Origin of the sequence: Verminephrobacter eiseniae EF01-2, assembly GCF_000015565.1 — a bacterium.
Lineage (GTDB): Bacteria > Pseudomonadota > Gammaproteobacteria > Burkholderiales > Burkholderiaceae_C > Acidovorax > Acidovorax eiseniae.
In genome coordinates, this window is record NC_008786.1 from 4,437,009 (window position 1) to 4,457,161 (window position 20,153).

Below are 20,153 nucleotides of genomic sequence, written 5' to 3' on the forward strand. Positions count from 1 at the left end.
ATATGTTTTTATTGCATTGCCCCCACTGCGGCGAGTTGCGCGACGAACAAGAGTTCGGCTACGCCGGCGAAGCCTTCATTGCCCGCCCGGCCCAGCCCGAGGCGGTCGATGACGCCCTCTGGGGCGACTATCTCTTCATGCGCCAGAACCCGAAGGGCTGGTTCTGGGAGCAGTGGCAGCACACTGCGGCCTGCCGCAAGGTGTTCGTCGTCAAGCGCCACACCGCCAGCTACGAGGTCGCAGGCAGTTGGACGCTGGCCGAAGGCCAGGCCCTGTGGCTGACGGAAAAGACCCGCGCCCCGGCCCGGGACATGGACCCCCGGATGCAGATGAACCCCCAGGGGGCGGCGGCATGAGCGGCACCAGGGTCAGGCAGCCGGCCGCCCGCATCGACGGCTCGCGCCAGTTGCGCTTTAGCTTCAACGGCCGCGACTACACCGGCCACCCCGGCGACACGCTGGCCTCGGCGCTGCTCGCGCAAGGGGTGCGGTGCGTGGCGCGCAGCTTCAAGTACGGGCGGCCGCGCGGCATCATCGGCGCCGGCGCAGAAGAGCCGAATGCGCTGGTGCAGCTCGGCGTGGGCGCGCTCACGACGCCGAACGTCAAAGCCACGCAGGCCGAGCTGTATGAGGGCTTGGTCGCCCATTCCACGTCGGGCTGGCCGGCGCTGGCTTTCGACCTGAAATCGCTGCTCGGCCGGGGCGCGCGCTCCATGATGCCGGCCGGGTTCTACGGCAAGACCTTCAAATGGCCGCGCCGGCTGTGGCCGCTGTACGAGGCGGTGCTGCGCCGGTGCGCCGGCTGGGGCGCGGCACCCGGGTTGCCCGACCCCGAGCGCTACGACCACTTGCACCACCATGTGGATGTGCTGGTGGTCGGCGCCGGCGCCTGCGGCCTGCTGGCCGCGTTGCAGGCCGGGCAGGCGGGCCTGAAGACCTTGCTGCTCGACGAGCAAAACGAGTTGGGCGGCTGGCTGTTGTCCGACCCGCGGGCGCGCATCGACGGCCGCGACGGCCCGGCCTACATCCGCTCGGTGCAGTCCGCCTTGGCGGGCTTGCCGCAGGTGCGCGTGCTGACCCGCACCACCGCCTTCGGCATGTACGAGCACAACCTGGTGCAAGCGGTCGAACTGGTGCAAGACCATATCGCCCCGGCCGAGCGCCAGGCCCATCTGCCGCGCCAGCGCCTGCACAAGATCCGCGCGCGCCAGGTGGTTCTGGCCACCGGCGCCATCGAGCGCCCGCTGGTCTTTGGCAACAACGACCTGCCGGGCGTGATGACAGTCTCTGCCGGGCAGACTTTTTTGCAGCGCTACGGCGTGCGGGTCGGGCAGCGCGTGGTGATTTGCGGCACCAGCGATCTGATCCACGATTGCGCCGAAGACCTGGCCCAGGCCGGCGCCCGCGTCGTCGTGGCCGATGTGCGCCATGGCGTGACCGCCCGCAGCAGCGCCTACCAGGTGTTGGGCGGCCACGGCATTGCCCGGGCCATGGGCCGCGGCCACGTCAAAAGCGCGCACCTGGTGCCGCTGCACGCCACGCGCGAGGAGGCCACAAGCGCGGGCCGGCATGTGGCCTGCGACGTGGTGCTCAGTTCTGGCGGGCTGTCGCCAACGGTGCATCTGTTTTGCCATGACGGCAGCCGCCCGCTCTGGGACGACGCAGCGGCGGCCTTCGTGGCCCCCGGCACCGGGCGCCCGGGCGTGGCCTGCGTCGGGGCGGTCACCGGCGCGTTCGAATTGCCGGCGGCGCTGGCGCAGACCACACAGGCCATGCACCGGGTGCTGGCCGCCTGCGGCCGGCAGCGGTCATTGCAGACACCGGTTTGCCCGCCCCCGCCCCAACGACGGGCGGCGCGGCCGATGTTCCTGATGCCCTCCTGCTGCGCGTCCGATGGCAAGCGGGCCAAGCTCCATGCCAAGGCTTTCGTCGACTACCAAAACGACGTGACCGCCGCCGACATCGGGTTGGCCGTGCGCGAGAACTACCACAGCATCGAGCATGTCAAGCGCTACACCGCGCTGGGTTTCGGCACCGACCAGGGCAAGCTGTCGAACGTCAACGGCGTGGTGCTGACCGCGCGCGCGCTGCAGCGCCCGGTCGGCGAGGTCGGCACCACCACCTACCGCCCGGCCTACACCCCGGTGAGCCTGGGCGCGCTGGCCGGGACGATGGTGCAAGACTGCTTCGACCCGAGCCGCTACACCGCGCTGCATGAGGCCCATGTGGCGCGCGGCGCGGCGCTGGAGCCGGTGGGCCAGTGGCTGCGGCCCTGGTATTTCGCCCGCGCCGGCGAGGACCTGCGCGCTGCCGTGAACCGCGAATGCCTGGCGGCGCGCCATGGGGTGGCGCTGATGGACGCCTCGACGCTGGGCAAGATACAGATCGACGGCCCGGACGCGCGCGAATTCCTCAACCGCATCTACGCCAACGCCTGGAGCCAGTTGGCGGTGGGCAAATGCCGCTACGGCCTGATGCTCGATGAAAACGGCATGGTGATGGACGACGGCGTGACCGCCTGCATCACGCCCCGGCAGTTCTACATGACCACCACCACCGGCGGCGCCGCCCGGGTGCTGAACTGGCTCGAACGCTGGCACCAGACCGAGTGGCCCGAGCTGAAGGTCTGGATGACCTCGGTGACCGACCACTGGACGACCATCGCCCTGGTCGGCCCCAAGGCCCGGACGGTGCTGGCCAGGCTGTGCCCGGACATCGACCTGCGCGCCGACAGCTTCCAATTCATGGACTGGCGCGCCGGCACGGTGCATGGCCTGCCGGCCCGGGTGTTTCGCATCAGCTTTTCCGGCGAACTGGCGTATGAGCTGAATGTCGAATCCGGCTACGGCCACGCGCTGTGGGAAGCCGTGATGGCCGCCGGCGCCGAGTTCGACATCACGCCCTACGGCACCGAGACCATGCATGTGCTGCGCGCGGAAAAGGGTTTCATCATCGTCGGCCAGGACACCGACGGCTCGATCAGCCCGCTGGACCTGGGGATGGGCTGGGCCGTGGGCATGAAAAAAACGTACAGCTTCCTGGGCAAACGCTCGCTGGCGCGCAGCGACACCGCGCGCGACGACCGCAAGCAGTGGGTCGGCCTGCTGACGCAAGACCCGTCGGTGGTGCTGCCCGAAGGCGCGCAAATCATGGACAGCGCCCGCACCGGCGCGCACAACCGGATGCTCGGCCATGTGACTTCCAGCTACCACAGCGCCTTCCTGGGCCGCTCCATCGCGCTGGCCGTGGTCGCTGCGGGCCGGCAGCGGATCGGCCAGACCCTGTATGCGCACGCCCATGGACGCGCCACCGCCGCGCAGGTGGTCGGCAGCGTGTTCGTCGACCCGAAGGGGGAGCGACAAAATGTCTGATGCCGCCTGCAGCACGCTGCTGCGCTCCCCGCTGCACGCCTTCGACCTGCCGGCCCGGGCCGCCCTGCCCGGCGCGCACCACCGCGTGCTGCTCAGCGAACTGGCGCACCTGGGCTATCTGGTGCTGCGCGGCAAGGCCGACGACGCGGCCTTCATGCAGGCCGTGGCCCAAGTCTTGGGCCAGTCGCCGCCCACCCGGCCGATGACGCTGGCCAGCACGGCCGGCGGCGCGCTGCTGTGGCTCTCGCCCGACGAATGGCTGCTGGTCTGCAAGCGCTCCGACCGCACGGCGTCGTTGCAGGCGCTGAACGCCGCGCTGGGCGATGCCTTTGCCCAGGTCGTGGACAACAGCGGGGGCCTGACCACGCTGCGCCTGGCCGGCCCCGATCACCTGCTGCTGCTGCGTCAACTGGGCCCCTACGACTTCGAGAGCCTGGCGCCGGGCCGCTGCGTCAGCAGCGTGATCTCCAAGGCCACGGTGATCGTGGCGCGCAGCGACGAGGCCGGCGTGCTGCTGGTCTTGCGCCGCAGTTTTGCCGACTACCTCTGGCGCCTGATCGAGCGCAGCGCGCAGCCCTACCGACCCTGCATCGTCGCCCCGGCGCAGTGCGCCGATCCGGTGTTTGCGCCGTTGCTGGAAAGCGCCTGACCCGACCCCCCTGCCCCGCATTCCTGCCCACGCCTGAAAGAACACACCATGAGCAACCTGCACCAGAACGCATTGGTCTTCGACGGCCTGATCATTTCCAACTGGGACCGCTCGGTCTTCGAGGACATGCGCAAAGGCGGCCTGAGCGGCGCCAATTGCACGGTCTCGGTGTGGGAGGACTTCAAGGGCACGGTGGCCAACATCGCCCGCATGAAGCGGCTGATCCGCGACAACGGCGATTTGCTGGCCCTGGCGCGCAACACGGCCGACATCGAGCAGGCCAAGCAGGACGGCAAGACCGCCATCGTGCTCGGATTCCAGAACGCCCATGCGTTCGAGGACCAGCTCGGCTACATCGAAGCCTTCCACGACATGGGCGTGCGCGTGGTGCAGCTTTGCTACAACACGCAGAACCTGATCGGCACCGGCTGCTACGAACGCGATGGCGGCCTGTCGGGCTACGGCCACGAGGTGGTGGCCGAGATGAACCGCGTCGGCATCATGATCGACCTGTCGCATGTCGGCGCCAAGACCTCCGACGAGGCGATCCGCGCCTCCAAAAAGCCGGTCACCTACTCGCATTGCCTGCCGGCGGGTCTGAAGAAACACCCGCGCAACAAGAGCGATACGCAGCTCAAATTCATCGCCGACCAGGGCGGTTTCATCGGGGTGACCATGTTCCCGCCCTTTCTCAAGCGCGGCATCGATGCCACGGTCGAGGACTATGTGCAGGCGCTGGACTATGTAGTCAACCTGGTCGGCGAGGACTGCGTGGGCATAGGCACCGACTTCACCCAGGGCTACGGCCAGGCGTTCTTCGATTGGCTCACGCATGACAAGGGCGTGCACCGCCGCCTGACCGAGTTCGGCGTGGTCCAGAACCCGCAGGGCATACGCACCATCGGCGAGATGCCCAACCTGACCGCAGCGATGGAACGGGCGCGCTGGCCGGCACGCAAGATCACCAAGGTGATGGGGCGCAACTGGCTGCGGGTTTTCAACGAAGTCTGGAGTGTGTGATGACCATGAAATCGAACCTCGTCGCGCGGCAACGCCGCCAGTTCCTGACGAAAACCCTGGGCGGGCTATCGGCGCTGTCCACGCTGGCGGCGCTTTCCGGCCGGAGCGCCCGGGCGCAGGCCAAGCCCCTGATCAAGATCGGCTTCGTCGACGGTTGGGCCGACAGCGTGGCCACCACCCATCTGGCGGCGGCCATCATCCGCACCAGGCTCGGCCACCCGGTCGAAACCGTGCCGCTGGCGGCGGGCATCATGTGGCAAGGCGTCGCGCGCGGCGACCTCGACACCACGCTGTCGGCCTGGCTGCCGGTCACGCATGAGGCTTACCTGGCCAACTTCAAGGACAAGGTGCAGATCGTCGGCGTCAACTACTCCGGCGCCAGGATCGGCCTGATCGTGCCCGACTACGTCAAGATCGACAGCCTGGCGCAGTTGAACGACGCGCGCGCGGATTTCGACAACCGCATCGTCGGCATAGACTCCGGCGCCGGCATCATGCGCAAGACCGAGGAAGCCATCAAAGCCTATGGCCTGGCGCTGCGCCTGCAACCGAGTTCGGGGCCGGCAATGACCGCCGAACTCGATCGCGCCTACCGCGCCAACAAGCCCATCGCCGTCACCGGCTGGATGCCGCACTGGGTGTTTGCCAAGTACAAACTGCGCTTCCTGGCCGACCCCAAGGGCATCTACGGCGGCGAAGAACATACCTCCAACGTGATCCACCCCGGGCTGCACGGCAAGGCCCCGGCGGTCGTGGCCCTGCTGAAAAAGCTGTCCTGGAATTCCGAAGAGATCGGCAGCGTGATGCTGGCCATCGATGGCGGCGCCAAACCCGAGGCGGCGGTCGACAAGTGGATCGCCGACAACCCGGCGCGCGTAGCCTCCTGGCTCGACCCGGCGAACTGAAAACCCGTCCACCCCTTGGCCAGCGAGACCCATCCGATGACCCCGCAACTGCCCATTGACGTGGACGCCGACACCGGCGTCTGGACCACCGACGGTCTGCCGATGATTTATGTGCCACGGCATTTCTTCGTCAACAACCATGTCGAGACCGAAGCCGTCGTCGGCCGGGCGCTCTATGCCCCGGCGCTGTACAAGGCCGGGCACCGCTCGGCGTATTTCTGGTGCCAGCAGGAAGCCGCCACCCACGGCCTGGCGGGCATGGCGGTCTGCGAGCATTACCTCAAACGCCTGTCGCAACGCGGCTGGGGCCGGTTCTCGCTGCTCAGCGCCGACGCCGGCGCGGGCCGCGCCCGGGTCAGGGTCGAGCATTCGGTCTTCGTGCTGGCGCAAGGCATTGCCGGCGTTCCGGTGCGGCACGACAAGCTGTGCTATGCCTTCGCGGGCTGGTTCTCGGGCGCGATGGACTGGGTGCTGGAGTCCGGCGGCTCGGCCGTGCGCACCACCTGCGCCGAGGATCGATGCGCCGCGCAAGCGCCTGCCGCAGACGCTGCCGCAGCAGACGCCGCGCCGCGCGATTGCATCTTCGACGTGCACCCACTGGAAGAAGGGCCGCGCCATGCAGTACCCGCATCTGTTTGAGCCGATCCGCCTGAACCAGGTGCTGCTGCGCAACCGCATCGTCAGCACCGCCCATGCCGAGGTCTATGGCCAAGGCGGCGCGCCGAGCGCGCGCTACATCCGCTACTACGAAGAAAAGGCCCGGGGCGGCCTGGGCCTGGCGATTTGCGGCGGCTCCAGCCCGGTATCGCGCGACAGCCCCTGGTCGTGGTGGAATTCCATCAATCTGGCGCGCAACCCGGTGATCGAGCCGCTGGCCCGGCTGGCCGACACCATGCACCGGCATGGCGCCAAACTGATGATACAAGCCACCCATATGGGGCGGCGCAACGCCTGGAACGGCTTTGACTGGCCGCACCTGGTCAGCCCCTCGGGCATCCGCGAGCCGGTGCACCGGGGCAACGCCAAAACCATAGAGATCGAGGACATCCGGCGCATCGTGGCCGACTTCGGCCGGGCCGCCAGGCGCGTCAAGGACGCCGGGCTCGACGGCATCGAGATCTCCGCCGCGCACCAGCATCTGATCGACCAGTTCTGGAGCCCGCGCGTCAACCACCGCAGCGACGAGTACGGCGGCAGCCTGGCCAACCGCCTGCGCTTCGGCATCGAGGTGCTGCAAGCCGTGCGCGAGCAGGTCGGCGCCGACTTTTGCGTCGGCCTGCGCGTCTGCGGCGATGAGTTCCACGAAGATGGCATCAACCACGAGATGGCCAAAGAAATCGCCCAGGCCATGTCCGAAAGCGGCCTGATCGATTTCCTGAGCGTGGCCGGCTCCGGCGCCGACACCCACAACACGCTGGCCAACTGCATGCCGCCGATGGCCCTGCCGCCCGAGCCTTTCGTGCATCTGGCCGCCGGCATCAAGTCGGTGTCCCGGGTGCCGGTGATGCACGCGCAAGGCATCCGCGACCCGGGGCAGGCCGAGCGCATTCTGGCCGCCGGCATGGTCGATCTGGTGGGCATGACGCGCGCGCAGATCGCCGACCCGCATATGGTCGGCAAAATCCGCGACGGCCGCCTGGACCAAATCAAGCAATGCGTCGGCGCCAATTACTGTATCGACCGGCAATACCAGGGCCTGGACGTGCTGTGCCTGCAAAACGCCGCCACCGGCCGTGAAGAAATCATGCCGCACCTGATCGGCAAGAGCGCCGGGCGCCGCCGCAAGGTGGTGGTGGTCGGCGCCGGGCCGGCGGGCCTGGAAGCCGCGCGCGTGGCGCGCGAGCGCGGGCACGAGGTGCTGCTGTTCGAGCAAGCGCCGGTGGTCGGCGGTCAGGTGAATCTGGCCGCCAAGCCGCCGCAGCGCGAGCAGATGGCCGGCATCATCCGCTGGTTCGACATGGAAACCCGGCGCCTGGGCGTGCAGCGGCGCCTGGGCGTGGCGGCCGACCAGGCGCTGATCCTGGCCGAAGCGCCCGACATCGTGGTGCTGGCCACCGGCGGCCTGCCGAACATGGCGCAGACGCCGGCCTGGGGCGCCGCGCAGGGGCTGTGCGTGAGCAGTTGGGACATCCTGTCGGGCGCCGTCGCGCCCGGCGACAACGTGCTGGTGTACGACAGCATCAGCGCCCATGCCGGCACCGGCGTGGCCGACTTCATTGCCGCGCGCGGCAAGCAGGTGGAGATCGTGACGCCCGACGTGAAAGTCGCCGACGACGTGGGCGGCACCACCTTCCCGATCTTCTACCGCCAGCTCTACGCCCACGGCGTGATCCTGACGCCGAACCACTGGCTGCACCAGATCTACCGTGAAGGCGAGCAGCTGATCGCGGTGCTGAAAAACGAATACACCGAGGCGCTGCAAGAACGCGCGGTCGACCAGGTGGTGGTGGAAAACGGCATCCGGCCGAACGACAGCCTGTACTGGCAGCTCAAGCCGCTATCGCTCAACCAGGGGCAGACCGACATCGACGCGCTGTATGACGCGCTGCCGCAACCGGATTTGCAGCGGCCCACCGGCGACGGCCAGTTCCTGCTCTACCGCATCGGCGACTGCGTCTCGATGCACGACATCCACGGCGCCATCTACGACGCGCTGCGGCTGTGCAAGGATTTTTGAAATGCTGCCGCAACTGGTGCGCATCCTGTTCTGGCTGGCGCTGCTGACCTTGGCCTGGGGCCTGGCGCGGCGCGCGCTGCTCTGGCGCACGGGGCGCGGCGCCGATGTCGATCTGCGCGGCTTGCTGCAAATTCCAAAACGCTATCTGGTCGACCTGCACGACGTGGTGGCGCGCGAGCCGCTGGTCGCGCGGGCCCATGTCGGCGCCGCCGGCGGCGCCGTGCTGGCCTTGGCGCTGGTGGCGTTGAACTACGGCCTGGGCCTGTACTGGCGCAGCCTGGACGCGCTGCTGCTGCTGGCCGGCCTGGTGCTGCTGGCCGGCGCCGCCACCATGGCCTGGCGCCGGCGCAACCCGCCCGCGCGCCTGTCCCGGGGCGCATGGCAGCGCCTGCCCCACAGCCTGCTGCTGTTCGCGCTGGCCGTGGCGCTGACCGGCGCCGTGGCCTGCACCGGCACCGCGCTGGCCCCCTGGCTGGCCGCGCTGATCAGCCTGGCGTTTGCCGCCGGCGCCGCCGAACTGGCGCTGGGCATCGGCCTCGGCGGACCGATGAAACATGCCGTGGCCGGTCTGCTGCACCTGGGCCTGCACCCCCGGCCCGAGCGCTTTGGCGAGCGGCGCTTTGCCACGGCCCTGCGGCCCCTGCGCCTGAATGCCGACGACCTGCGCGCCGACGATCTGGGGGTGGGCAAACCGGCCGATTTCGCCTGGAACCGGCTGCTGTCCTTCGATGCCTGCGTGCAATGCGGCAAATGCGAAGCCGCTTGCCCGGCCTTCGCCGCAGGCCAGCCGTTGAACCCGAAGAAATTGGTGCAGGACCTGGTCGCCGGCCTGAGCGCCGGCAGCGACGCCGGCTACGCCGGCAGCCCCCACCCCGGCCGGCCGATCGGCGCGCACCAGGGGGCACCCGGGCAGCCCATCGTGCCGGGCCTGATCGACAGCGACACGCTGTGGTCCTGCACCACCTGCCGCGCCTGCGTGCAGGAATGCCCGATGCTGATCGAGCATGTGGACGCGATCGTGGACATGCGCCGCCATCTGACGCTGGTCACGGGCCTGGTGCCGAACCAGGGCCGGCAGGCGCTGGAACAACTGCGCGACACCGATACCGTGGGCGGCTTCCCGCTGGCTGCGCGCCACCACTGGGCCGTCGACCTGAATGTGCCGGTGCTGGCGCCCGGCGCGCAGACCGACTGGCTGGTGCTGGTCGGCGAAGGCGGCTTTGACATGCGCTACCAGCGCAGCCTGCGGGCGCTGGTCAAGACGCTGCAAAAAGCCGGGCTGGACATCGCGCTGCTGGGCGCGGCCGAGACCGATGGCGGCGATCTGGCGCGGCGCCTGGGCGACGAGGCCGGCTTTCAGCGCCTGGCCGCGCAACTCATCGCCACCCTCGGTGCGCGCCGGTTTGCGCATATCGTGACCCCCGACCCGCATCTGTTTCATCTGCTGAAGAACGAATACCCGGCGCTGGGCGCAGATTTCGATGTCTGGCACCACAGCCAACTGCTGGCCGATCTGCTGGCCCGGGGCCGGTTGCAGCCCACGCGCGCCGCCAGCCACGAGGCCGTGACCTACCACGACCCCTGTTACCTGGGCCGCTACGGCGGCGAAGTGCAGGCCCCGCGCGCGCTGCTCCAGGGCATTGGCATCGAGGTGCGCGAGATGCAACGCAACCGCGCGCAGGGCCGCTGCTGCGGCGGCGGCGGCGGCGCGCCGTTCACCGACATCCCCGGCAGCACCCGCATCCCGGACATCCGCATCGCGGACGCAAAAAGCACAGGCGCCGGCGTGGTGGCCGTCGCCTGCCCGAACTGCACGACCATGCTCGAAGGCGTGGTCGGCCCGCGCCCGCAGGTGCTGGACATCGCCGAACTGCTGGCGCAGGCACTGGAATTGGCATGAGCACCGCCCGGCCGCCCGAAGGTGCTCATACCGCAGCCGAAGGCGAAGGCACTCCAGTGACCACCGCCCGGCCGCCCGAAAGCGCTCATACCGCAGCCGAAGGCGAAGGCACTCCAGTGAGCACCGCACGGCCACCCGAAAGCGCTCATGCCGCAGCCGAAGGCGGAGGCACTCCAATGACCACCGCCCGGCCACCCGAAAGCGCCCATGCCGCAGCCGAAGGCGGAGGCACTCCAGTGAGCACCACCCCGGTACCCCGCATCGACCCGCGCCGCCCGGCAATCACCACGGCGCAGGGGCTGCGCCGCATCGTGCCCGGCCACCGCGCCGCTGCGCCGCCGACCGCCCGGCAGGCCGGCCCGGGCGCACCGCTTGCCAGTCCGGGCGCCCATCCGGGCGCCAAACCGCTGCGCAGCGCCGGCCCGTTCAACCGCAGCACGCTGGTCGTGACCCATGCCGAGCGCGGCACATTGACCGATGCGGCGCGCCAGGCGCTGGCGGCAGCGGCCATCCTGGCCAGCGCCGAGACCCAGGTCGTGCTGGCCGTGCTGGGCCCCTGCCGCGATGGCAGCGACGCCGTGGCGGCGCTCGGCGCCGATCGCCTGCTGGCATTGGACAGCTTCGACGCCAGCCGCTACCAACCCGGCGCCTGCGTGCAATGGCTGCAAGCGCTGCATGCGGCCTGGGCCCCTGCGCATTGGCTGTTCGCCGACAGCGGGGCCGACGGCGAACTGGGCCGGCGGTTTGCACTGCACACCGGGCTGGGGCTCGCCTGCGGCGTGGTGGAACTGGGCGCCGAGAGCCTGCGCATACGCGCCAGCGCCAGCGACGACTGGCTGTGCCCGCATGCCCCGGTGATGCTGCTGGCCCCGGGCCTGGCCAGCACCCGGCTGCCGTTTGTCGGCCAGGGGCTGCGCGCCGCCGCGCCAGCGCTGCCGGCCCTGCCCGAGCCGGGCATCGAAGACCTGGGCGTGCAGCCGGGCGACCCGCAGAGCTTGGCGCTGGAAGAGGCCGATCTGATCCTGGCCGCCGGCAATGGGGTCCGGCACGGCGATTTGCCGCTGCTGCATGCGCTGGCGCAGGAGATCGGCGCCAGCGTCGGGGCCTCGCGCGTTGCGGTCGACGCCGGGCACTTTGCCCGCCACCAGCAAATCGGCGCCACCGGCAAGGCCGTTTCGGCATCGGCCTATCTGGCGCTGGGCATCTCGGGCGCGGTGCAGCATCTGCAAGGCATCAAGGACTGCCGCCATGTGATCGCGGTGAACCTGGACGCATCGGCCCCGATCACCGGCCGCGCCCATCTGAGCGTGATCGAAGACAGCGCGGCGCTGATGCAAGCGCTGATCGAACTGGTGCGCAAGGAAAGGGACAAGGCCGGCGCATGAACCACCCGATGAGCCACCCGATGAATCACCCCATGCGCCACCCCGTCACCGTGCTGGTGGCCCCGCGCAGCCACCCCGTCAGCCAGCGCCCGACCCGCTGCCCGGCCGATGCCCGGGCGGTCACGCTGGCCTTGGGCCTGTCGCTGCCGGTGCGCCTGCTGACTGCGGGGGCCATGCCCGAGCAGGTCGCCCGCGACTACCTGGCCTTGGGTGCGGGCCAGATCGACATCCTGCCCTGCGCCGACGATTCGCTGCTGCTGCCCGCCTTGCTGCCCGCGCTGCGCGCGGCGGACTGGGTGCTGACCGGCACCCGCTCGGCCGTCGATCACGGCAGCGGCGTCTTGCCCCATGCGCTGGCCGCCGCGCTGCAACGGCCGCTGGTGACCGAGGTGTTGGCGCTCCAGATCGAAGGCGCGTCCGGCATCGTCACCCAGGCCCTGCCCCGGGGCGCGCGGCGCCGTTTGCGCGTGCAGGCCCCGGCCCTGCTGGCCGTCAGCGCAGCCGCAGCGCCGGCCTTGCGCCATTCGCTGGCCGACGCCATGGCCGGCCGAATCCGGCATGGCGCTGGCGCTGGCGACACCGCCCCGGCGCCACTGGGCCCGCCCTGCGGCCAGCGCGTTCCGGCAAACCAGCGGCGCCAGGTGCTGCAGGCCACGATCGTGCAAAGCGGCCACGCCCGGATGCTGGGGGCCATCGCCCCGGCAACCACCGGCGGCACCATCGTCCGCGACGGCACTGCCCATACCAAGGCGCAGGCAGTGCTCGATTACCTGCGCCGCCACTCACTTGTGTCCTTCTGAAAGGACCGAAAGGACCTTCGCCATGACGAGCCCATGCCAATCCCTGTCAGCCCCCGGAGAACTGGTGCGCGAACTGCTGGCCCGGCGCCGCCCCGGTTACAGCCTGGAGGCCCCGTTCTACCTGAGCGAGGCGCTGTACCAAGTCGACATGGAGCATATCTTCGGCCAGCACTGGATCTTCGTTGCCGTCGAGCCGCAAATTGCCGATGCCGGGGACTACATCACGGTCGACCTGGGCGTCGATTCGATCCTGATCGTGCGCGACGACGAAATGCAAATCCGGGCCTTCCACAACGTCTGCCGCCATCGCGGCACGCGCCTGTGCGCCAGCCGGCAAGGCATGGTGGGCAACATCGTCTGCCCCTACCACCAATGGACCTACGACCTGGCGGGCCAGCTGATCCACGCCAAGCACATGAGCGACGACTTCGACCTGCGCAGCCATGGCCTCAAGCCCGTGCATGTGCGCAGCCTGTCGGGGCTGATCTTCATCTGCCTGGCCGAGCAGGCACCGCAGGACTTCGAGCAGATGGCCGCCGAAATGACGCCCTACATCGCGCCGCACCAACTGTCGCAGTGCAAGGTGGCGGCCCAGGTCGATCTGGTGGAGAACTGCAACTGGAAACTGACGATGGAAAACAACCGGGAGTGCTACCACTGCGTGGGCAACCACCCCGAACTGACCATCTCGCTGTACGAGTACGGCTTTGGCTACAAGCCCGATGCGCTGAACATCGGGCGGCTGCAACGCTTCGAGGAAATCCTGGCCGCCAACCACAAACGCTGGGAAGGCATGGGCCTGCCATCGGCCGAGATCGACACCCTGGAGCGGCGCGTCACCGGTTTTCGCACGCAGCGCCTGCCGATCGATCGCAGCGGGCAGTCGCAAACCATGAGCACCGAAGTCGCATCCCGCAAGCTGCTGGCCGACTTCGTCGAGCCGGCCCTCGGCGGCCTGTCGTTCTGGACCCAGCCCAACTCCTGGCACCACTTCATGAGCGACCACACCGTCAACTTCACCGTGCTGCCGATCTCGGCCACCAAGACGCTGGTGCGCAGCACCTGGTGCGTGCACAAGGACGCGATCGAGGGCGTGGACTACAGCGTGGAGAACCTGACCTCGGTCTGGAACGCGACCAACGAACAAGACCGCCGCCTGGTCGAGGAGTCGCAGATCGGCATCGCCAGTGGCGCCTACCAACCCGGCCCGTACTCACCGTTCACCGAAGGCTTGGTCGAGAAGTTTTGCAACTGGTATGTGAACCGCCTGCGCGCCCTGGTCCGCTGAACGCCCGCCCAACACCCGCTCCTGCCGCGAGCCACCCATGCCCACCGTTGCTTTGCCTGGTTCACCGGGTTCACCGGACCTTCCCGATTTCGCGGCCCCGGCCCCGCCGCCCTGGTCCGCCGAGCAAGACCACAGCCTGCGCTGCGTGCATATCCGGCAAGAGACCCATGACGTCAAAACCTTCGTGCTGGCACCGCGCGCGCCGCGCAGCTTTCGCTACCTGCCGGGCCAATTCATCACGCTGGAGCTGGACATCGCGGGCCGCAGGATCAACCGCTGCTACACCCTGTCATCGACCCCGACCCGCCCCGACTTGGTCAGCATCACGGTCAAACGGGTGCCGGGCGGCCCGGTGTCGAACTGGCTGCACGAGCAGTTGCGCGTGGGCATGGCGCTGGACGTGCTGGGCCCCGGCGGCGCGTTCAGTTGTTTGGCAGCGCCAGCGCAGCGCTACCTGTTTCTATCGGGCGGCAGCGGCATCACGCCGCTGATGTCGATGACGCGGGCGCTGCACGACCTGGGCAGCGACGCCGACATCGTGTTCGTGCACTGCGCGCGCAGCCCCGCCGATGTGCTGTTTTCCGACGAGTTGGGCCTGATGGCGCGCCACATGCCGCATCTGCGGCTGGCCACGGTGTGCGAGCAACAAGCGCCCGGCAGCGCCTATGCCGGCCATCTGGGGCGCCTGGATGCGGCGCTGCTCGCGCGCATCGCCCCGGACTTGCAGCAGCGCGACATCTATACCTGCGGGCCGGCGCCGTTCATGGCCGCGATCCATGCGTATCTGTCCGGCGCGGGCTTTCCGATGGCCCGCTACCGGCAAGAGAGCTTCGCGTTCGAATCGTTGGCGCAGCCCGTGGCCACACCGATGCCAGCCGCCGGCGCCAGCACCGCGCCAGCCCACGCCAGCCCCCGAACCGGCGCCCCCGCCTACCAGGTGCGCTTGCAAAAAACCGGCCACCAATTCGATTGCCCAGCCGAGCAAACCCTGCTGCAGGCGGCCATCGCGGCCGGACTGCGGCTGCCTTTTTCCTGCACCAGCGGCGCCTGCGGCACCTGCAAAAGCAAAAAAATCGCGGGCCAGGTCCGCATCGAACATGCCGGCGGCATCCGGCAACGAGAAATCGATCAGGGCTGGATCCTGCCCTGCTGCAGCAAGCCTTTGTCTGACATCGTGCTGGACCGATAGCGCAGCGATGGCATCTCGTTTACAGTGTTTACGGTTCATCGGGAGGTAAGAACCATTGTCGATGGCTCGATGGCCATCCCGCAAATGGCCATGGCGCACACAATGAAATCGACGCGGTTCGTGTCAGGGCCAGGTGCCAACCCCGGCGCAACCTGCAGCTGCCGCGAGGACTTGCAACGCCACCTTGGCACGAAAGGTGCTGGAAAAGCGCTCATTTCATGCAATGATTTGCGGGACAGCGCGCCCCAGCGCCCAGACAGCCTCGAAAACCAGCGCCGCGCCGAATGGCGGCACATCGTCCAACCAAAAAGCACGGCCGCCCCGATGGGCCGTCGAAATCCATGGAGCCCCCGATGTCAAGCCCGAAAATCAGCGTCAAAAATCTCTACAAGGTCTTTGGCAGCAACCCCTCGCAAGCCATCCGACTGCTCGACGAAGGGCGCAGCAAAGACGAGATTTTTGCCCAGACCGGGCAGGTGGTGGGCATCAACAAGGTCAGCTTCGACGTGCTGGCCGGCGAAATTTATGTGCTGATGGGCTTGTCAGGCTCGGGCAAATCGACCCTGATCCGGCTGATCAACCGACTGGTCGAACCGTCCTGCGGTTCGATCAACATCGACGGGCTGGACATCGCCGCGCTGTCGCAGGCCGAACTGGTCAAGTGGCGCCGCAAACGGGTGGCGATGGTGTTCCAGTCGTTTGCGCTGATGCCGCACCGCAATGTGCTGTCCAACACCGCCCTCGGGCTGGAGATGGCCGGCACGCCGCGCCAGCAGCGCGAAGCCCGCGCCATGGAGGTGCTGGCCCAGGTCGGCCTGCAAACCTACGCCGCCAAATACCCGGCGCAACTGTCCGGCGGCATGCAGCAGCGCGTCGGGCTGGCCCGGGCTTTGGCGGTGGACCCCGACATCCTGCTGATGGACGAGGCCTTCTCGGCGCTCGATCCGCTCAAGCGGGTCGAAATGCAAAGCCTGCTGCTCGACTTGCAGCGCGAGCAGCAGCGCACCGTGCTGTTCGTCTCGCACGACCTGGAGGAGGCGCTGCGCATAGGCAACCGCATCGCCATCATGGAAGGCGGCAACCTGGTGCAGGAAGGCACGGCCCACCAGATCATCACCGAGCCGGCCAACGCCTACGTGCGCAAATTCTTCGAAGGCGTGGACACCTCGCGCTATCTGACGGCGGCAGACCTGCTCGACCCCCGGCTCAACGGCCACTCCTGGGACGGCGGTGCGCGCCTGTCCTGGTCGACGCCGTTGCCCGAAGCGATGAAGATCGTGCTCGACAGGGACCAGCCGATCGGCGTCTTCGATGCCAGCGACCGCTTGCTCGGCTGCATCTCCGCGCGCAGCCTGCTCGACAGAATGTCCCGGGAGGCACGCCATGTCTGAACTGCTCGGCCGTGCCATCGACGCCTTGCGCGAACTGCTGCCGCTCGGGCGCTGGGTCAACGAAGGCGTCAAGCTGCTGCTCGACCATGGCGCCACCGTCTTCGATTCGGTGGGCGTGATGGTCGAAGCCTTCGCCCAATGGATAGAACAGGGCATGCTGGCGATTCCGTTCTGGTTGACGATTGCCGTCGTCAGCGTGATCGGATGGCGCCGCCTCGGCGCCGGCTTTGGCATGTTCGTGCTGCTGGCGCTGGCGCTGATCGTGGTCACCGGCTTCTGGCCGCAAACCATGGTCACCTTGGCGCTGACCTTGTCGGCCACGCTGATCAGCCTGTTTTTTGGCATCCCGCTGGGCATTGGCTGCGCCCGCAGCAACCGTGTGAACGCCTGCGTGCGCCCGGTGCTGGACTTCATGCAGACCATGCCGGCCTTCGTCTATCTGATACCCGCGGCCATGCTGTTTGGCCTGGGCCGGGTGCCCGGAACGATCGCCACCGTGATCTTCGCCATGCCGCCGGTGGTCAGGCTCACCAGCCTGGGCATCCGCCAGGTGAGCACCGAGCAGGTCGAAGCCGGCAACGCCTTTGGCTGCACCTCGACCCAACTGCTGTTCAAGGTGCAACTGCCGATCGCCATGCCGACCATCATGGCCGGTGTCAACCAGACCATCATGATGGCCTTGTCCATGGTCATCATTGCCTCCATGGTCGGCGCCGGCGGCCTGGGCAACGACGTGCTGGCCAGCATACAGCGGCTGGACATCGGTCTGGGCTTTGAAAGCGGCCTGGCGGTGGTGCTGCTGGCCATCATCCTGGACCGGCTCACCGAAAGCTTCGGCGTGGCCCGCCGGGGCCGCGACAACTGAGCCGGCGCCAACGACCAGGACGCGCGCCCCATGCCCGCACGCATGCCCGTCAAGCCCGGCGACAGCCCGGATGCCCGCGCCAAGGCCGGCAGCACCCATATCGGCTTCATCCTGCTGCAGGACTACTCGATGATCGCCTTTGCCAATGCCGTGGAAACCTTGCGCATGGCCAACTACCTGAGCCGGCGCCCGCTGTACCGCTGGAGCGTGGTCAGCCCCGATCAGACAGTGGCGCTGGCGAGCAACGGCCTGGCCGTCGCCGCCATCGGTGACCTGGGCAGTCTGTCCGAATGCCAGCAACTGTTCGTCTGCGGCGGCGTCGACATCCGCCACAACACCAGTGACACCGTGCGCCGGCTGCTGCGCCAATGCGCCAGCTACGGCGTGCCGATGGGCGGGCTGTGCACCGGCGCCTACGCACTGGCCAGCGCCGGCCTGCTCGACGGCTACCGCTGCGCCATCCATTGGGAAAACCTGGCCGCGATCCGCGAGGAATTCCCGAAAGTGCGGTTTTCTTCCGAAGTCTTCGTCATCGACCGCGACCGCATCACCTGCTCCGGCGGCACGGCGCCGCTGCACCTGATGCTGCACCTGGTGCGCGCGCAGCATGGCGCCCGGCTGATGATGGACATCTCGGAACAATTTCTGGTCGAGCGCCTGCGCTCCAGCGACGACCGCCAGCGCATCCCCCAACCCGCGTGCATAGGGCCAGGCTACCAGCACCTGACCGAGGCCGCCGCGCTGATGGCCGCGCGCATCGAAGAGCCGCTGCCACTGGCCGAACTGGCCCGCGCCGTCGCGCTATCGCTGCGCCAGCTCGAACGCCTGTTCCACCGCTACTTCAGCATGAACCCGGCGCAGTACTACATGAACCTGCGCTTGCACCGCGCCCAGGAACTGCTCACGCACAGCAGCCTGCGCATCATGCAGATCACGGTGGCCTGCGGCTTTCAGTCCTCGTCGCATTTTTGCAAAGCCTACCGCAGCCTGTTCGGTCATTCGCCCAGCGAAGAAAGGCGGCGCCACATCGGCGGCGCGAAGCCACATGCCGCCACATGGCGCGCCAGCCCGTCCGCCGCACGCCGCGTCCGGCTGGCGCCGGCGAGCCTGCCCGACTTCGGACCCCTGACCCGTGCCGCCGCCTGTGATTCCATTTCTACATCGTTCGTGAACGCGAAGGCGGAGCGCAGGCAGTACCAATGCACGGCAAGCGACGCCGACGAAGTGCACGGGTGATTCAGCAATGGAATGAGCCACCGGCAAGCCATCTGCGCCACCTGCACCACCTGCGCGCAGCATCAGGCCCGCCGACATGGCCCGCACCCGGAGAAACGCCCCACAGGCCCGGCCCCGATGCAGGTTGGCGCACCATTCAAGCCTTCAAGCAGGGCCGCGAGGGCCGCCACCGAAGCCGTCGCAGCGACAAGCCAGCAAACTCGACCAGCCGATCGACGCACCCTGAAGTGCCCGGGCCTGGGGCCGATGGACAGAATTCCGCCGCGCCAACCAAGCCAGATACCGACCGGGTACGGCCCCGGCAACGCCATCGAGGGATTAGCTTTGGCGGCCAGCGCCTTCGGGTGCCGCCCAGAGTCTTGCATCGACGCTACGACGCTACGACGCTACGACGCTACGACGGCAAGACCGAGCCCACCAGGAAGAATTCCGCCACCATTTCCTTGGTGATCTCGACGGCGCGCTGGAGGCTCATGTCGATATGCCCGGTGATGCAGGCCACGGCCTCTTCTTTGCGGCGTTGCCCGATCAGATCGAGCACCTCGGCATGGGCGTCGAAGGCTTTGGCATTCCATGCCGATTGCTGGATGTCGATATGCCGCGCCATATGCGTGCGCCGGCTCACCACGTCCATGAAGGCACTGAGCTCCTTGTTTCTGGCCAAGGCCGTCAGGCGGCGGTGGAACTCCTCGTCGGCCAGCAAGAGATCGGCACTGGACATGGCGGCGCTATGGGCCATGACGCCGCTCCAGTAATCGCGCACGGCGCGTATTTCTTCGTCACTGGCGCGCTGGATGGCCAGCGACACGGCCCGGCACTCCAGCGCGATACGCACCTGGTACAGGTCATAGACTTCATCGACGCTGATCTCCTTGCGGAAAAACCCCTTGTTCATCACAAAGTCGAGCAGACCCTCTGCGACCAGCCGGTTCAGCGCCTCACGCAAGGGCGCACGGCTGACGCCCAATTCCCGCCCCAGGGCCTGCTCGTTGATACGTGCCCCCGGGCGGAACACGTAGCGCATCGCGCGCTCGCGCAGCGCAAGGTGCAGACGCTCGACGGAGCTCTCATCGCGGGGTCGCGGTACGGGCTTGGGGGCAGCGCGGCGGCGGGTCGTGGTAGCCATGGCAGGTAGTAGCGCACACAGGCATCGGCCGCCTCCGCAGGCCAGCGACAGGCACTGGCGAAAGGCCGGCACAGCTTGTGTCTGGACAAGTGTAGACAGTTTCGGTGGCCGGCATTATTACACCGCCGCAGGACTGCGCTGCGCGCCGGGCATCCGGGTCGCTGCAGGTCATGATTCGTAACTCGCTGCAACGGCAATCCGACCTCAGCAGACTCAGCCATCCCGAGCGGGGTGGCCTGAGAGTCTGAGAGTTTTTCGATTTTCAGAAGGTGGACGGCTGCCCTACGCCAGCCATGGCGGCGGGTTCGCGGCGCGAGTGAGGTAGCCACAGTGCGGCGGGTACGTTGGCTTT

At 68.2% G+C, this 20,153-nt stretch carries 16 protein-coding genes; 15 read left to right on the forward strand and 1 reads right to left on the reverse strand.

The window, feature by feature from the left end:
* Positions 1 to 2 precede the first annotated feature (2 nt).
* The 15 genes from VEIS_RS19605 to VEIS_RS19675 all read left to right on the forward strand — a co-directional run bounded on the left by VEIS_RS19605 (position 3) and on the right by VEIS_RS19675 (position 18,675).
* Complete coding sequence (locus VEIS_RS19605; protein ID WP_011811739.1) at positions 3 to 356, forward strand: sarcosine oxidase subunit delta; 354 nt, start codon at positions 3 to 5, stop codon at positions 354 to 356.
* Complete coding sequence (locus VEIS_RS19610) at positions 353 to 3,370, forward strand: sarcosine oxidase subunit alpha family protein (protein ID WP_011811740.1); 3,018 nt, start codon at positions 353 to 355, stop codon at positions 3,368 to 3,370. The genes VEIS_RS19605 and VEIS_RS19610 overlap by 4 nt, the downstream gene beginning before the upstream one ends.
* Positions 3,363 to 4,019: a sarcosine oxidase subunit gamma gene (locus VEIS_RS19615; protein ID WP_011811741.1), complete on the forward strand. Its 657-nt coding sequence runs from the start codon at positions 3,363 to 3,365 to the stop codon at positions 4,017 to 4,019. Before VEIS_RS19610 ends, VEIS_RS19615 begins: the two co-directional genes overlap by 8 nt.
* Before the next feature lie 48 nt (positions 4,020 to 4,067).
* The gene (locus VEIS_RS19620) at positions 4,068 to 5,039 is read left to right on the forward strand and encodes a dipeptidase (protein ID WP_011811742.1); all 972 of its coding nucleotides are present in this window, start codon (positions 4,068 to 4,070) and stop codon (positions 5,037 to 5,039) included.
* Entirely contained in the window at positions 5,039 to 5,944 is a 906-nt protein-coding gene (locus VEIS_RS19625) for a glycine betaine ABC transporter substrate-binding protein (protein WP_011811743.1), read from the forward strand. Before VEIS_RS19620 ends, VEIS_RS19625 begins: the two co-directional genes overlap by 1 nt.
* A gap of 36 nt (positions 5,945 to 5,980) precedes the next feature.
* Positions 5,981 to 6,583 (forward strand): DUF5943 domain-containing protein, encoded by a 603-nt coding sequence (locus VEIS_RS19630; protein ID WP_011811744.1) that lies wholly within the window; start codon positions 5,981 to 5,983, stop codon positions 6,581 to 6,583.
* Positions 6,561 to 8,621 carry an NADH:flavin oxidoreductase gene (locus VEIS_RS19635; protein WP_011811745.1) on the forward strand — a complete coding sequence of 687 codons (2,061 nt, stop codon included), beginning with the start codon at positions 6,561 to 6,563 and terminating at the stop codon, positions 8,619 to 8,621. Before VEIS_RS19630 ends, VEIS_RS19635 begins: the two co-directional genes overlap by 23 nt.
* A gap of 1 nt (position 8,622) precedes the next feature.
* Entirely contained in the window at positions 8,623 to 10,521 is a 1,899-nt protein-coding gene (locus VEIS_RS19640) for a (Fe-S)-binding protein (RefSeq protein ID WP_011811746.1), read from the forward strand.
* Entirely contained in the window at positions 10,518 to 11,906 is a 1,389-nt protein-coding gene (locus VEIS_RS19645; RefSeq protein WP_198137902.1) for an electron transfer flavoprotein subunit alpha/FixB family protein, read from the forward strand. Before VEIS_RS19640 ends, VEIS_RS19645 begins: the two co-directional genes overlap by 4 nt.
* A gap of 20 nt (positions 11,907 to 11,926) precedes the next feature.
* Entirely contained in the window at positions 11,927 to 12,706 is a 780-nt protein-coding gene (locus tag VEIS_RS19650; RefSeq protein WP_041951079.1) for a hypothetical protein, read from the forward strand.
* Positions 12,707 to 12,728: 22 nt separating this feature from the next.
* A complete protein-coding gene (locus tag VEIS_RS19655; RefSeq protein ID WP_011811749.1) occupies positions 12,729 to 13,994 on the forward strand; it encodes an aromatic ring-hydroxylating oxygenase subunit alpha in 1,266 nt (421 codons plus the stop codon).
* A 37-nt stretch (positions 13,995 to 14,031) separates the two neighbouring features.
* On the forward strand, positions 14,032 to 15,183 hold the full coding sequence (locus VEIS_RS19660; protein ID WP_011811750.1) for a hybrid-cluster NAD(P)-dependent oxidoreductase: 1,152 nt from the start codon (positions 14,032 to 14,034) through the stop codon (positions 15,181 to 15,183).
* Between the two features lie 353 nt (positions 15,184 to 15,536).
* Positions 15,537 to 16,574 carry a quaternary amine ABC transporter ATP-binding protein gene (locus tag VEIS_RS19665; RefSeq protein ID WP_011811751.1) on the forward strand — a complete coding sequence of 346 codons (1,038 nt, stop codon included), beginning with the start codon at positions 15,537 to 15,539 and terminating at the stop codon, positions 16,572 to 16,574.
* 25 nt (positions 16,575 to 16,599) lie between these two features.
* The gene (locus VEIS_RS19670) at positions 16,600 to 17,439 is read left to right on the forward strand and encodes an ABC transporter permease (RefSeq protein WP_041951080.1); all 840 of its coding nucleotides are present in this window, start codon (positions 16,600 to 16,602) and stop codon (positions 17,437 to 17,439) included.
* A gap of 30 nt (positions 17,440 to 17,469) precedes the next feature.
* Positions 17,470 to 18,675, forward strand: a complete 1,206-nt coding sequence (locus VEIS_RS19675) for a GlxA family transcriptional regulator (RefSeq protein WP_011811753.1) — start codon at positions 17,470 to 17,472, stop codon at positions 18,673 to 18,675.
* 394 nt (positions 18,676 to 19,069) lie between these two features.
* On the opposite strand, the gene VEIS_RS19680 is transcribed toward VEIS_RS19675, so the two are convergent.
* The gene (locus tag VEIS_RS19680; RefSeq protein WP_011811755.1) at positions 19,070 to 19,801 is read right to left on the reverse strand and encodes a GntR family transcriptional regulator; all 732 of its coding nucleotides are present in this window, start codon (positions 19,799 to 19,801) and stop codon (positions 19,070 to 19,072) included.
* Positions 19,802 to 20,153 lie beyond the last annotated feature (352 nt).

Excerpts from the sequence above, each read along its gene's own strand:
- VEIS_RS19605 (WP_011811739.1), top strand. The coding sequence starts at position 3 with ATGTTTTTATTGCATTGCCCCCACTGCGGCGAGTTGCGCGACGAACAA.
- VEIS_RS19610 (WP_011811740.1), top strand. The coding sequence starts at position 353 with ATGAGCGGCACCAGGGTCAGGCAGCCGGCCGCCCGCATCGACGGCTCG.
- VEIS_RS19615 (WP_011811741.1), top strand. The coding sequence starts at position 3,363 with ATGTCTGATGCCGCCTGCAGCACGCTGCTGCGCTCCCCGCTGCACGCC.
- VEIS_RS19620 (WP_011811742.1), top strand. The coding sequence starts at position 4,068 with ATGAGCAACCTGCACCAGAACGCATTGGTCTTCGACGGCCTGATCATT.
- VEIS_RS19625 (WP_011811743.1), top strand. The coding sequence starts at position 5,039 with ATGACCATGAAATCGAACCTCGTCGCGCGGCAACGCCGCCAGTTCCTG.
- VEIS_RS19630 (WP_011811744.1), top strand. The coding sequence starts at position 5,981 with ATGACCCCGCAACTGCCCATTGACGTGGACGCCGACACCGGCGTCTGG.
- VEIS_RS19635 (WP_011811745.1), top strand. The coding sequence starts at position 6,561 with ATGCAGTACCCGCATCTGTTTGAGCCGATCCGCCTGAACCAGGTGCTG.
- VEIS_RS19640 (WP_011811746.1), top strand. The coding sequence starts at position 8,623 with ATGCTGCCGCAACTGGTGCGCATCCTGTTCTGGCTGGCGCTGCTGACC.
- VEIS_RS19645 (WP_198137902.1), top strand. The coding sequence starts at position 10,518 with ATGAGCACCGCCCGGCCGCCCGAAGGTGCTCATACCGCAGCCGAAGGC.
- VEIS_RS19650 (WP_041951079.1), top strand. The coding sequence starts at position 11,927 with ATGAATCACCCCATGCGCCACCCCGTCACCGTGCTGGTGGCCCCGCGC.
- VEIS_RS19655 (WP_011811749.1), top strand. The coding sequence starts at position 12,729 with ATGACGAGCCCATGCCAATCCCTGTCAGCCCCCGGAGAACTGGTGCGC.
- VEIS_RS19660 (WP_011811750.1), top strand. The coding sequence starts at position 14,032 with ATGCCCACCGTTGCTTTGCCTGGTTCACCGGGTTCACCGGACCTTCCC.
- VEIS_RS19665 (WP_011811751.1), top strand. The coding sequence starts at position 15,537 with ATGTCAAGCCCGAAAATCAGCGTCAAAAATCTCTACAAGGTCTTTGGC.
- VEIS_RS19675 (WP_011811753.1), top strand. The coding sequence starts at position 17,470 with ATGCCCGCACGCATGCCCGTCAAGCCCGGCGACAGCCCGGATGCCCGC.
- VEIS_RS19680 (WP_011811755.1), bottom strand. The coding sequence starts at position 19,801 with ATGGCTACCACGACCCGCCGCCGCGCTGCCCCCAAGCCCGTACCGCGA.